This window comes from Paenibacillus sp. CFBP 13594 (assembly GCF_014842675.1).
GTDB lineage: Bacteria > Bacillota > Bacilli > Paenibacillales > Paenibacillaceae > Paenibacillus > Paenibacillus amylolyticus_B.
Genome location: NZ_JACYVQ010000011.1, coordinates 110,281 through 124,898, shown reverse-complemented (window position 1 = coordinate 124,898; position 14,618 = coordinate 110,281). Strand labels below are relative to the sequence as shown.

Genomic DNA, 14,618 nt, shown 5'->3' with positions numbered 1-14,618 from the left:
CTGTTCTAGAATAGGCTACTGTCTTTATCTACTTTGCGCACAACATAGTTGGAGATGATAACGAGAACAAAGCCTACGACGGATTGATACAATCCCGCAGCTGTACTCATGCCAATCTCACCACTCGTTTTCAAACCACGATATACATACGTATCAATAACATTCGTAACGGAATAGAGCGTACCTGAGTCCCTTGGCACCTGATAAAAGAGTCCAAAGTCGGCATAGAAAATGCGGCCTACGGCCAGCAAAGTCATAATCGTGATGATGGGCGACAGTAACGGAATCGTAATGTTACGAATCTGCTGCCATTTGCTTGCTCCATCAATCATGGCTGCTTCATACAGCGATTTATCAATCCCCAGAATGGAAGCCAGATAGACAACGCTGCTATAACCGATGGTTTTCCATAACGCTACGAACACCAGAATATACGGCCAATATTTTGCCTCGGAGTACCATTGAATCGGTTCCACCCCGAACCAGCCAATAATCTGATTCAACATCCCGCGGTCCATGCTCAAGAAGCTGAATGCGAAGTAACCAACGATAACCCAGGATAGAAAATACGGCAGAAACATACCGGTTTGATACAGTTTGGCGAGTCGTTTATTCACTAGTTCCGAGAGCAGGATTGCCAATGCTACAGAGAATACCAGTCCCAGGAAGATAATCGCGATGTTATAAAAGAGGGTGTTGCGTGTAATGAGCCATGCGTCACTTGTGCTGAACAGGAATTTGAAATTGTCCCAGCCAACCCATTCACTCTTCATCAGACTTGCCCAGAACCCTTCACGGCTGAAGCGATATTCCTTAAAGGCAGCCACTGTACCCACAAGAGGCAAGTAGGAGAAGAAGAAGAACCAGATGGCGCCTGGCAGCACCATGAGCAGCATGACCCGGTTTCTAAGCAGGTTTTTCAAAAATGTAGTCATTGTGGAGTTCCTCCTTCAGGCTTGAATGAAAAAGGACCGGACGCGATAAGCAGCCGCCCGATCCTTACGATGTACTGTTACTTGTTCTCTGCTCTCCAGGCATCCAGCTGGCTTTGGGCTTCAGCCATTACTTTCTCCAGTCCGGCTTGATTGAACTTCTCAATCACTTGATCCAGATTGGCTGCCGGGTCCAGTGTACCTGTCATCAGTGCTGCCCAGTATTGCTCTTTCACGTTCTGTACCGCTGTCAGTTCGGACGATACATTGCTTGCATCAAAGTTAAAGCTGAGGATCGGGGAATTGACACCTTCAGCGTTAAACTTCTTGAACTCATCCCATTTGTTATCCGGGTCATTGCTGTTCAGATAGAGCAGCATGTTGTTCCCAAGGGAGTATGAAGGCATATCGTAGTTTTTCGATTCAGGCAGATTTTCCATATGTGTGTCATCCACTTTTTTGTAGTGTGTGCCCTCAATGCCGGAGTCCACCATATTACGCAGCACAGGATCTGTATTCAGCAGGTTCAGGAATTCCATTGCTTTCTCCGGATATTCCGAGTTGGCCGAGATGGCCATGATGGAACCTTGTACAGATGTATTCGTTATAATTGCTTCACTTGCAGGTGTTGAAACGACTTGATAACCGTAACTTGCAGACCATTGATTGTCCGCGAGCGGCTGAGTCTGTGCACGGTCCAGGAACCAGTTGCCCGATGTTGTCAGGTCGTTCGTTGAACCTGTTGTTGCCGCTTCTGCTGATACATAACCAGCCTTGTAGTATTTGTGCATCGTGGTAAGTGCTTCTTTCATTTCAGGTGTTTCCAGTATGTTTACAAGCTTATAGTCTGTTGTATCCAGCTTGATTGCCATGGGCAGATTCTGAATGACATAGTCATAAGGCACGTAAGGAACATAGTTTTTATCCATGGCGAATGGTGTTACACTCGCCTCGTTTTCCTTAATTGTTTTGAGCAGAGGCTCCAGACTGTCTAACGTACGAACGCCAGAGATGTCCAACTTGTATTTATCAACCAGCATTTGGTTAAAGCGCCATACCTCTTGTTGTGGCAACTCTTTGTTGGCTGGAATTCCGTAATTGTGTCCATCTACCTTCGAACCGCTGAGGAATGCAGGATCAATGGTCTTGGTAAGATCCTGACCGTATTCATTAAGCAGGTCATCCAGTTCAAGGAATGCACCTTTTCTGGCATTTTGTACATAATCGAATCCACCGGAAGAGGTGAACAGAATGTCCATTGGCTCACCGGATGCTACGTTAACCTGCATCTTCTGCGGGTAGTCACCCCAGTCAACCATCTTCATCGTTACCGTGGCATTAATTTTCTCTTTGGTATACTTGCTCACTTCTTCCATCACTTTGTTGACGTCTTTCTGAGGGGTACCGATGGTATACCAGATCAACTCTACCGCGTCATCTCCAGCTCCCCCGGATTCTGAAGCATCTTTGCTTCCTCCACAGGCACTAAGAACAAGTGTAACGGCCATTAACAATGCAAGAACGAGTGAGAAGCGTTTTCTTTGTTTACTCATTTCTTTGATCCTCCCTTTTCGTGTTCCCTTAGGCTCTACTTACTAACTGCTTTAACCTTATCGAATGAAAGCATTTACAAAAAGAAGATAAACTTAAGTTTTCGAGGTACAAATTAAAGAGAAATCTTCCTTGGGCATCTATTTTGTACCTGTTTAAATAAATCGCTTACATGAAAGAGACATGCCGGGTAACGTATGCCATGATTTTCATCCATGCCATTCCTGTTCCCGATATGTCTCTTGGCTCTCTGTCCGCATGGTTGGATCTACCCGTCACCGAATTAACCAAACACCTTGTAATCAGTCGGTGAAATCCCCACATATTTGCGGAACTGTTTATAGAAATATCCCGTCTCCCAATACCCCACATTTCGGGCGATCTCATGTACCTTCAGATTGGAATTGCGCAGTTGCTCCTTCGCACGTTCAATCCGGTATTTGTTGATATATTCGGCAAACGTCTCTCCGGTCTCCTTATGGAACAATTGTCCCAAATACACCGGATGCAGATGATAGTGGGCACCCAGCAGTTTCAGAGAAAGCTCTTCTGCGTAGTGTTTGTCGATATGCTGAAGCACCTGGTTTACAATCGGATTTTTCAAATCCTGCAATAGGGATTGGATCGTCTGAGACCCAACCTGCTGAAGTGCCAGCACGAGTTCATCAAAAGTGCCACTGTCCAGGACAAGTTGAAGCCCTTGTTGGTATATCGCAGACTCATCCGAGTGTTTGATGCTCTCCAGTTCCATCTTGAAGCGAATCACCACTTCCAGTGCGGTATTCTGTAACTCCCCAGGTGTAAGCCCATCGCGATGCTGTTCAAAATCCATACGAATCCGGTCGGCAAGTTGTTCTGTATTGCGGGACAGAATGAGTTTGGCATACTCCCTCCATTCAATGAAAAAGGTCGCGTTTGAATTTCCGCACCTTTCCAGCATGGCATGGTCGATGACTTTAAGGTCGGGATAAATCATCACATACTGGAGTGCTTTTTTGGCCTCCGAATAACTGGTCGGCGCATGGTACAGTCCCTTCATCAATCTGCCTGCTCCAATGCGTGCCCCCGGATGGGTTACGGTTATCTCATCAGATAATGCCTGCAAGCCATCCATCAACTTCTGTTCCTCTTCACTCGTACCCTGAATATTGGCAATAATGACGATGTCTCCATCGATATCATGAAATACGTTCAGATGTCGTCTGTCTCTGAGCATCTCTTCTACGCGTTCAAACATGCCGGATACTTGCCCTTTGTCACGCAGAATGGCCACAGCAACGTCTGGTGCATCCAACGAAAGGTCCATAAACTGGGCACGTTCTTCAAATTCGGTAGCTGCAATCTGTCCTGTAAGCCATCGATGAAGAATGTTATCTTTCAGAATCTGAATGCCATAAGCATCATCGGCTTGAGGTGATACCGTATGATCCAGCTTGGACGCGGTGTTGCTCAGCGTAGATTCCAATTCCTCCACATTAATCGGTTTAAGCAGATAATTTTCGATCCCCAGCTGCATGCCTTCCTTCAGATATTCGAACTCATTGAAACCACTGAGGATAATGACCTTAAGCTCAGGTTGTACTCGCCTTGCTTCCCGAATCAGATCGAGACCATTCATGAGTGGCATGGATATATCCGTAATCAGGATGTCCACAGGCTGAGAAGAGAGCGCTTGTAACGCTGCTTGCCCATTGCCCGCATGACTCACAATTTCCATTCCAAACGAAGACCAGTCCACAATATCGTATAACCCTTCAATGATGAATGGCTCATCGTCCACAATAAACACCTTGTACATATTACACACCTGTCCCTTCTGTATGTGGATAACGCACCCTGATCCGTGTTCCTTCTCCGAGGGTGCTATCTATGGTGATACCGAACTCTGGCCCATACAGGAAGCGCAATCGACTATGGACACTGCGCAGCCCAAACATCTGACCAGATTCTTCAGGACGTTCCAGTTCTTCAAGGATTTCCGTCAGGCGTGCCGGTTCAATGCCTTTGCCATTATCTTTAACTTCCACTTGCACCACATCATCTGTCTCTTCTACAACAATCGATAATCGGTTATCCGAACGTTCTGTCTGAATGCCGTGTACGACATAATTCTCAATGATGGGTTGCAGCGAAAGTTTGACCACAGGATGTTGATAATATGCAGCATCGATCTGGATCGTATATATGAAAATATCCTTATAGCGGATTCGGAATAACTCCAGATACAAGCGACAAGCTTCCATCTCGTCCTTCAACGTATAATTTTTCTTCTGCTGTACCAGGCTCTTGAACAATACGGATAGACTATAGATCATCTCGCCAACATCTCTCGCCCCTTGGGATATCGCCCTCATCCGAATCACTTCAAGCGTATTGTAGAGAAAATGAGGGTTGATGCGCGCCTGTAATGCGACCAGCTCGGTCTCCTTCTGTTTGATCTCGGCTTTGTAGACTCGTTCAATATAGAGATTTAGCTCGTCCAACATATCGTTGAAACTATGTGAGATCTGCCCCAGTTCATCATCACGCGGATCGTCGATGCGAGCCGTGAAGTTGCCGTATTTCACTTTTTGGGTGAAGCGAATAATTCGACGGGTTCGCTTGGCAAAGTTAATAATGAAAAATGCCGGAACCAGCACGGCAAATAAAATACAGACGATACTGATCGAGATGATGGTATTGCGAATGCCCGCATAGGTTTCAGCCATCTCTTCTACCGGAACGGTACCCATGACCACATAACCCTGATCCGCGGAGACAAACTTGTTCACATACATGTTCTGCTCCTTTTTCATCGAATCCATATCCGTCTGATCAAACAGGGAATCGGCCACATTCACGTAAGGGTACTTTTTCCCGTAATACTGATTGTTGGAGTCGAACAAGACTGTTCCTTTGGCCGATAACACCACGATTTCTCCCTTGAGATTACTCTCGTAGTTGTCCAGCGCGTTACCGATTCCTTCTGAGTCAAAGAAGACAAGAAATTGGCCCAGATTCCGTAGAGTCTGTGTATTGTTAATCGGTACGCGGATGGAGTAGAGCGCAGGGTCCCATTGATTAATCTCTTTGCGTATCCAGTAGTTGGGTGCACTGATATTGGGCGTTTCCATCGCCATCACGTCCGGAATATAGGAATGAGCTACATTGGCGTCCAGCTTGCGGAACTGCTTGTGTTGATTAAAGGTAGACAGATCCTGCTGTTCGGCGCTATACAACATGAGTTGGTTAATCTGCGAATTGCGATCCATAATGTTCTGAAAATGTTTCAACACATCGGCCGAATAGTCATCCTGATTGGCGTAATATCCATTTGTCATATGCTGAACATATTCAGCGTACGAATGATTCATCAGGTAAGTAATGTTGGCGGACAGCGCCTCATTCTGATGCATATCCCTCACCATGTTTTGCACCGATTCATACTGCTGATGAATGTACCGATCCACATGTTCCATCGCCGCTTTCTGGATCGCCAGTTCCCGGCGAATCGTGGAGTCGGACACCGACAGGAAGATGATATAAGACAATGTAATGATCGTGACAATCGATATCATCGAGAAGATCAGGAGCATTTTCATAAACATATTATTTTTGAAGAAATTATTGTAAACGCTAACAATTTTCAAATCGCATGTTCCCTCCGATGCTGTTTTCCTAACTTGAATTATATCATTAGGCTTCTGACATTAACTTGTCACCTGCAACTTTTCTTTAGTTTATATCTGTGTTTCTTTAATTTCACCCTATTTAAAAACGCTTTCATCCACTATCGTTAACCATAAGTTTAGCTTTGTGTAAAAGAATACCTTACATTCATTCCACTTCAAGGAGGAACAGCATGACACGCAAACTCAAACCAAAAGGCATCATTCCTAAGGTAACCGCCATGGTCCTGACTACGGCTCTGCTTGGACAAGTTGTTGCATCATCCGTTTATGCCGGAGACACGCTCCCTTACACCGGTGAAAGTGCCAAAGGGGTGAATCAGCCCTATCAACATGGATACACCTCGGCCCAGATTCTGAACTGGACACCGGAAAGTGATATCCATGGCGATTTACTTCGTGCCCATGTTCCCTTGCAGCCCCGTAATGAAGCGTTCGCTGCAACACAGGCTTATCCTGAGCTTAGTCCGGATACCCAGCTATTCACGATGAGCGGCGATTACGGCAATGCATTCTTTGATAGCACACCTTATACCAATGAATTCAGCCAGTATCTGTTTAATTATTGGCAATATACAGACTACTACAGTTATTGGCACGGCATGGCTTCTGCGGGAGTACCTGAGGAGCTGTACGATCCGAGTAAAGAATGGACGGAGAAATACTTCGAGTTTGGCATTTTGAACATTCCGAATCCGGCCTATACCAACGCAGCCCACAAAAATGGCGTCAAATCCATTGCCAACATTTTTTTCTCAGACAATGACCGTGGACCACAGACGTACAAACAAATGCTGATCCAGGATGAAAACGGTAATTTCCCTGTGGCCGAGAAACTGGCCGAGATGGCGGAATACTACAACTACGATGGATATTTCTTCAATCAGGAAGAGGTTGCCCGGGGTGTAGCCCCTGAGGATATCGCTTCCTACAAGAAATTCATGAAGTATCTAAGAGATAAGGGACTGTACGTTCAATGGTATGACTCCACCATCAATACAACAGGCAAAATTCAATACCAGAACCAATTCAATGGGCTCAACAGCCCCTTTGTACAAGATTCCGTTCTCGGCAGAGTCTCCGATTCCATCTTCCTGAATTATGTATGGAACCACAAGATGCTCCGCGATTCCCGTGATCATGCCCTTAGCCTGGGACTGGATCCACTGGAAACCGTATTTGCTGGTGTCGAAGGTGGACATGACAAATTCGGCCGCTGGAAGCAATCCTATGACCTGCGCCATAACCTGGATGAGAACGGTCAACCGATGAACAGCATCGCGACACTGGGTGCCGACTTCACCCACAACGCCCTGGATGAAGAGATGGGCGATGGCAGTACCAATCACCGAGCTGAGGATGAGTACCAGTGGATGACCTTTGTACGTGATCGTGCCTGGTGGTCTGGTCCAAATCAAGACCCGACAGATGCACGTCGTAATGCGTCTGCCGATCTGTCGGATGTGTATGCTTCCGGTGCGAATTGGGATGGGATTGCCGCTTATCTCACCGAGCGATCCGTCATCAACGGCTCTAATTTTGCGACCAGCTTCAATACAGGTCACGGTCTGAAATATTATGAAGATGGCGCTGTCTCGAACGACAAGGAATGGTCCAATATCAACATTCAGGATATCCCTGTCACTTGGCAATGGTGGATGGATAGTGAAGGTGACAAGCTCAGTGTTGATTTTGACTACGGTCCATCTTATGAGAAAGGCGCAAGGTACAACTATAATTCCATCGGTGCGTTTAATGGCGGCAGCTCTCTCGTGGTGAACGGTACATTGAACACGGACAACTTCCTTCGCCTGTACAAGACCGACCTGTCCGTCAACGTACAATCCAAACTGGAGCTGACGTATAACAAACCGTCCACTAGCGATGCTTCTTCCCTGTATGTTGGGTTAATCTTCGAAGACGATCCATCCAACGTGGTCAATGTGGAAGTGCCTCAGTCAGGCCAGCATACTACAGGTTGGAAGACAACTTCGCTGGATTTGAGCGCCTATCAAGGCAAAACCATTGCCGCTATGGGATTGTCCTTTGACCCGAATGGCAAAGCGATTGAGAATTACCAGATGAATATTGGCGAGATCCGCATTTCCGACGGTTCAGCGGCTGTACCGGATGCACCTACCGGATTCCATATTGCCAAAGCACTGACCAACACCGACGAACTGGTTGTTGCATGGAACATGAAGGACTATTCAGAGGTCAAGCAATACAATTTATATGAAAATGGCGCCTATGTTGGCGGCGTGTATGATTCTACTTTTTATATCAAATCGTTAAAACAGCCTTCTGGTGAACTGTCCATTCGTGCTGTTGGTGCAGATGGTACCGAGAGTGAAGCAGCGGTCCTGCCTTATGATCTGAATGCAGCCGTTCAGAATATCGATGTGAAATTCAAAAAGAATGGCGATGCTATTGTAAGCTGGAAAAACCCGAAAAAAGTAAACGATTCGGGCAAAGACAAAGATAAGCATACGGATAAGGACAAGGATAAAGATAAAGATAAAGATAAAGGTAAAGGTAATGAGTCTATTCAACTCACACTACAAACCGAATACACGAAAGAACCTTTCACTAAGTCCATTCAAGTCAAAAAAGGAAAACAGTCTGCCGTTCTGACCGGGCTTCCGACCAATGGTGAGCATTACGTGCTGAACATTGCTATTGGCGGGCAGAACCCGGTTACCCATACCGGACAGCTCGCAGATCTTCAGATTACACCATATGCCAAGGATAAGGTCACGGTAAAAGATGGGAAGTACACGCTTGCCCTGCCGGATCTGGAGGATTGGTACAAGATCTATGTATATGAAAATGGGGTGGCACGCGAGTTCGGAGTCACTTACGTTTCGCAGAAATTCCCGTATATCATTCGGGGAAGAACAAAGCTAAGTGAACTGACCTTCACACCAGCGTCCAGCAACAGCTCTTTGAAGCTGGTCATTGAGGATTACGCAGGTAACCAGGCTACTACGATTCTGAGGTAATACTGCAAAGTATTTTTTGTATACATCAGGATAACAGTAATGAAAACAAACAGCCCTTCACTTCCAAAAGGAAGTTGAAGGGCTGTTCTTGTTGATCTAACAATAAATATTCTACCCAACAGCCTATTAAACAGCATTTCCCGTTAGCATAGTCCTTCGGATAAAATTGAAGATAGATGCTTGCGCAACTGCTTTTTGTCTATTTTATCCACGGCTGTTCTCGGCAAAGTATCCACAATGAACAGTTGAGTCGGCCATTTGTACGGAGCAAGGTGTAGCTCACAAAACGCCCGCACCCGCGTCAGATCCAAACTGTCACCTTCCCGTAATACTATGAAAGCAACGAGTTCCTCGCCTTCGTCAGGAAGAGGAAGTCCGATTACGGCCGCCTCGCTTACCGCCTCATGGCTCACAATAACATGCTCAACTTCGGCACAAAACACATTGGAACCGTCCACAATAACCATATCCTTCAAGCGATCAAACACATAAAGATAACCTTCGACATCCAGACAACCGACATCCCCAGTTCGAATCCAGCCATCGGACATGGTCTCGGCAGTAACCTCCAACTGGCGCCAATACCCCTGCATGGTCTGTGCACCTCGAACAACGATTTCTCCAGCCTCGCCCGTAACTGTCTCACTTCCGTCCGTATCTAATATCCGAACTTCGAAGGCCTGCTCACCTTGGGCAGCCAAGTCAGCAGGACGACCTACGGATCGAAGGCGATGAGGATCGCCTATATGCTGAGCAGGAAAAAGGCGGCTTATAGACATTCCACATTCCGCTTGTGAGTAGTTGTTCACAATGATAACTTCAGGAAATTGCGATACGACTTCCTGTAGTGTATCCGGGGAAATAATGGACCCTCCGCAGCCAATAAGCGATAGACTCTTCAAGTTTCTCCCCCCGACAGATGCCTCACGAGTAAGATCCCGAAGCAGTTGGCCTACTGTGCTGAGTTGTGTAATCTGATCACGTTCAATAGCTTCCATAATGCGGTTTACATCCGCCGGGTATTCGTCTAGGAATACAAGACAACCTCCCGCAGCCATGGTCGCCCACAACTGGAACTGGCCCACCAGATGGGATAGGTTGAGCACTAACACACGACGCTTGAGATCATGACCGAAGCCTGCAGAAGGCGTAAGTTGATTCCAAGCAGCCATACCACGATGCGAATGCATGACCCCTTTTGGCCAACCAGTTGTCCCGCCCGTATAAATCAGGACTGCCGTATCGTCCACACTTCGTTTGAAATGGTCCTTTGGATAGAACGCGGGTTCCTGCTGTAAAAGAGCAGCGAGCGAACTGCTATTCGTCCCTTCTTCTTCAGTCGTGAACAGTTTTGGACAATAACCAAGAAGCTTTACTGTGGCGATAGCGGCTTCAGCATGTTGGTCATCATGAATAACCATATGTGGTTCTGCGTCCTGAAATATGGCAGCGAGTTCAGGTACTGTTAGCAAAGGAGACGACACGAGTGGTATAGCACCGATCCCAACTGCTGCATAAAACGCAACAACGAGCTGGGGATCTGGATCACCTAAAAGGGCAAAGCGATCACCGGCCCGGAGTCCTTTAACATACAGAGCATGACTCAGTCTTTCAACTAGACCGTTAAGCTCCCCATAACTCATCGTTTGCCCATATCGCATTAACGCAGGTTCCTCAGGGTACAGACTTGCTGCAATTAGCAATCGTTCGGATAGAAGCAAGCAATTACCCCCAACATTTAAATTTCCATTTTTCCGTTAAGAAAACTATGGAATAAAAAGAGAGTAGCATATATCTGGAATAATAAGTAATCATTATCCCCTATTAAAATCATAAATTCTTCTGATATTACAGTTCTGCCAACAGACGATTCTTGCCATTTACCTAATTGCTAACTTATTTAGGCAGGTCAAATTGGGCTGCTTTTTAAACTGAAATCCAACATTTCTCGTTATCATTACGTTTATTTAGGTAACGAGTACCAAGGAGGGGATTGTCATAAAAGTAAAGACAGTGTATTTTATTCTCAGTGTTGTAGCGTTATTTTTACTATCAGCTTGCGCAGGTGGTGTTACTGGCTCTAGTCAGCAGAATGAACTAGGTGAACCTTATCGTATGGCGTTGGAGGAGTTAATTTCAACAGATACGGCTCTTAATGAAAATATGGAGTATATCTCATTAGATTTTGATAAAGGAATTCCATTAAAGAATTCTGATAAGAAAAGCATTGAGGATTACCTTCACAGCAAATATAACGTAAAAGTTTATAACTTAACCTATGAAGAATTGATTGAAGAAGGACTGTCTGAACAGTCTGAAAACACGCTAAAAGGGATTTTACTGAAAATTGAAAAGCAGGAGAAGCAATCAGATCATAACATTGCCATAGAGGTCAGTAAGTATCGTGCCAATGAGGGGGCGCTCTCTGCAAAAATAACATTAACCTATGAGGAAGGTAAATGGAAAGTTGCTACTCAAGCTCCTACAAGGGAGAGTTAAAGTAAAAAATTCCTTTTACCAATGAGAGTGCTAGGAAAAGTTTATTATGAGAATTACGGAATAGCCCTTTAGGGCTTTTTTTGTCCGTATTTTCTGGATTATATACCACTCCTGGTTAACTACGGAACGAAGGAGTACCCCAAGTACCCGAAGAAGAACTTCGGCTCGTGCTCCTAGTTTGTATCCTCCCATAGTTGAAGAAAAAAAGTATCTTTATATACTAAAAGTGAGAACTTTACATCTAAAGTAATCTTCAACTTGTTTAACTCTTTTCCAATATACTTAACAAAAAGTTCATAACGTCTCTTTAACCATTTAAATGGCCTAATCCTGATGTTTGTAATTATACGTGTATGAGTGATCCGGTAGGACGTCCAAATTTTAAAAAAATAATCCCAACCTTTATTTCGCCTGGCACACTATATAATTGTCAGGAATTACAGATGCAACTATGGAGGCGTAAAATGGATTCAAATAGAAATAACGGAAAAGAAGCGGCGGAAGCGATTCGGAGCTATGTCAAACCGATTTTCGGTTTTGCCTTAAACCGGGTCAAGCAGCGGGCCGAGGCGGAGGATCTGGCTCAGGAGATTATGCTGCAGTTGTTGAAATCCTTCTCCGGGGTGCGGGACATTAGAAGCCTTGACGCTTACGTCTGGACGGTTGCCCGATACACTTGGGTGAATTGGTTGAAAAAGCGTGCGCACGCTCCCCAAGCGTTCGAAATCAACGGCATGTCCGAACTGTCGGCCGCCCCTTCCCGGGAGCCGCTTGACCGGTTGCTGGTAACCGAAGCTTACCGCGAGCTGCGCCGAGAAGTCGCGTTTCTGTCCGACATCCATCGCCGGATCGTGGTCATGCATTACTACGACGAGCTGAAAATCAGCGATATCGCGATTGCTCTGAACATTCCTGTAGGCACGGTGAAATGGCATTTGAGCGAGGCCAAAAAGAAGTTACGGAAAGGGATGAAACGTATGCGTGCAACAGGAACTTTAAGTGTCAATCCGGTCAGCATGGGGGAAATGGGCCATTCCGGTTCGGCCGGCAGCCTGGGCGAAACCAACGATTTTCTTGGACGCGCCTTGGCGCAAAATATCGTTTACGCGGCTTATCATAAGGCGCGTACCGTACATCAAATCGCGGAGGAGCTTGGAATGCCGCCGTCTTTGCTGGAAGGCGAAGTCCGGCACCTGGCCGATTACAATTTTCTCATCCAAACCTCTCCCGGCAAATATCAAAGCAATACCATCGTCTGGGACCTCTTCGACTTAGCCGTAGCTGGTCATCAACTCTGGCAAGATTGCGCCGCCGAAGTGGCCGATGTTCATTTCGACGCGTTAATGGAAGTTCGCCGGCAAGTAGAGGACAGCGGAGTGTACATTCCAGACGGTGACTATAACTTCCTGCTCTGGACCTTGCTGCCCAAGAACATCGAGGAGCAATCTTGGCGGAGCATGCCGGCGGGCGACAACTTCGATGCGGTCGCACCAATGCGAAAGGACGGAGGTCAATATATTGCCTATGCGGCGTTAAATCGGAGCCACTATGCCGATCCGGGTTTTGATATGAGTAGTTACATCACCTTCGGTCCGTCGCTCCGCTACGTCGAAGACACTCCCTTATACTTGTGGCAATTCAATACGCACTGGAGCGACCGCCAGGTGGATTGGCGTTTCCTGGAATACCGGAATGTCGAGATTTGTCATGCTTTCCAACAAGGAGAACTGCCCGACAACGAAGAGAACGCTGAGCAATATTCGTTCCTGCTGGAGAAGGGATACATCCGCAAGACGGAGGAGGGGTACAAGTTCAATGCGGTCTGGATGGACTCTCCGCAAACGTTGGAACGGTTGAACAAGGCAATGCCGGATTTGTCCGCTCTTTATGCGCCTGCTGTCGGCAAGCTCTACGACAAAATGCTCAACCTGTTCCTGCAAAATCAGCCGAAGCATTTGGAGCCGCAGCTTGCTTACATGGTGAGAGGTAACACCGGAGGAGGTCGGCTGGTCGCTTATATTTTGAAACATTTGATCGATAACGGGAAGTTGAAACCGCCGTTGCCGCACCAGCAGAAGACGATTTCGACCTGGATGGGGCCGGTCAAGTAAGGCGGTTCGGAAATGTATACGAAGAATAGTCGTTCCGGGGCGGTGGCCATTTTTACACAAAACTCTGTCTGTCCAACGAAGTGATTAGGACATCGCTATTTCACAAGGCCCCTCCTGAACGTATGGAAATGATTAAAAACTACCCATGACGCATGTGCGTCATGGGTAGTTTTTATTCGCAATCATATCTGCCAGACTTCTCCTTTACCTTACGATTTTTATCTTTCTTGTCCGCAATCAACCGTTAGAGGCCAGATGCTCCACATACTCAGCAGATCTATTCAGCAAAACTGCCCGTTAGTTGAGTAAAAGCAGCCAATCACAATGATCAGCTGCTTTCTTGTTGTTATTGAGCTAACGTTTCCCGTTAGCTTAATACATCAGGCGCAAAGTTTCATTTATTATTGAACAATTTCATTTACTAATTCATCATTCCAATGATTATCGGTATACCCACGGCTGTTGTTCCATTCTGCTAACATTTTTCTTTGTCTCAATTCTAAATCTCTGTAAGGGGCTGCAACAAACTCGATGTCGTGGAACAAATCATTATAAATAGGTAATTCGCTATTTAATTCCTTGAATTTTTTAAATGCACCTATATCCTTATCATTTGCAGCCCAAACCACTTTTTTAATCAAAGACAATACGATTGTACCTGTGCACATGGGACAAGGCTCACAGGTAGTATATAAGGTAAGTTCGTTCTTAGGAATAAATTTCTTGCTCTCAAGATGAAGTATCACATTTCCGGCTTTTCTTATAGCGTCCACTTCGGCGTAAGCTGTAGAATCACAGCTGACCTGTTAGCCTAGATTTTATACATCAAAAGGAATCACTTATGTAACTCACAGC

8 protein-coding genes and 1 pseudogene are annotated in these 14,618 nt (G+C 45.9%); 3 read left to right on the top strand and 6 right to left on the bottom strand.

Annotation, left to right across the window (positions count from 1 at the left end):
* Positions 1–5: 5 nt before the first annotated feature.
* The 4 genes from IFU39_RS27395 to IFU39_RS27380 form a co-directional block, all read right to left on the bottom strand.
* On the bottom strand, positions 6–935 hold the full coding sequence (locus IFU39_RS27395) for an ABC transporter permease (protein ID WP_091020840.1): 930 nt from the start codon (positions 933–935) through the stop codon (positions 6–8).
* Positions 936–1,012: 77 nt separating this feature from the next.
* A complete protein-coding gene (locus tag IFU39_RS27390; protein ID WP_091020839.1) occupies positions 1,013–2,485 on the bottom strand; it encodes an ABC transporter substrate-binding protein in 1,473 nt (490 codons plus the stop codon).
* A 281-nt stretch (positions 2,486–2,766) separates the two neighbouring features.
* A complete protein-coding gene (locus IFU39_RS27385; protein ID WP_192135915.1) occupies positions 2,767–4,281 on the bottom strand; it encodes a response regulator transcription factor in 1,515 nt (504 codons plus the stop codon).
* A gap of 1 nt (position 4,282) precedes the next feature.
* Positions 4,283–6,112 carry a sensor histidine kinase gene (locus IFU39_RS27380; protein WP_091020837.1) on the bottom strand — a complete coding sequence of 610 codons (1,830 nt, stop codon included), beginning with the start codon at positions 6,110–6,112 and terminating at the stop codon, positions 4,283–4,285.
* Between the two features lie 212 nt (positions 6,113–6,324).
* Between IFU39_RS27380 and IFU39_RS27375 the strand changes: the two genes are divergently transcribed.
* Complete coding sequence (locus tag IFU39_RS27375) at positions 6,325–9,153, top strand: endo-beta-N-acetylglucosaminidase (RefSeq protein ID WP_192135913.1); 2,829 nt, start codon at positions 6,325–6,327, stop codon at positions 9,151–9,153.
* A gap of 143 nt (positions 9,154–9,296) precedes the next feature.
* Here the strand turns inward: IFU39_RS27375 and IFU39_RS27370 are convergent, their stop codons facing one another.
* Entirely contained in the window at positions 9,297–10,874 is a 1,578-nt protein-coding gene (locus IFU39_RS27370) for a class I adenylate-forming enzyme family protein (RefSeq protein WP_192135911.1), read from the bottom strand.
* Positions 10,875–11,166: 292 nt separating this feature from the next.
* On the opposite strand from IFU39_RS27370, the gene IFU39_RS27365 reads away from it, so the two are divergent.
* Entirely contained in the window at positions 11,167–11,652 is a 486-nt protein-coding gene (locus IFU39_RS27365; RefSeq protein ID WP_192135908.1) for a hypothetical protein, read from the top strand.
* Positions 11,653–12,116: 464 nt separating this feature from the next.
* A complete protein-coding gene (locus tag IFU39_RS27360) occupies positions 12,117–13,763 on the top strand; it encodes an RNA polymerase sigma factor (protein WP_192135906.1) in 1,647 nt (548 codons plus the stop codon).
* 401 nt (positions 13,764–14,164) lie between these two features.
* Here the strand turns inward: IFU39_RS27360 and IFU39_RS27355 are convergent.
* Positions 14,165–14,548, bottom strand: a pseudogene (locus IFU39_RS27355) (deaminase); the annotation flags it as partial.
* Positions 14,549–14,618 lie beyond the last annotated feature (70 nt).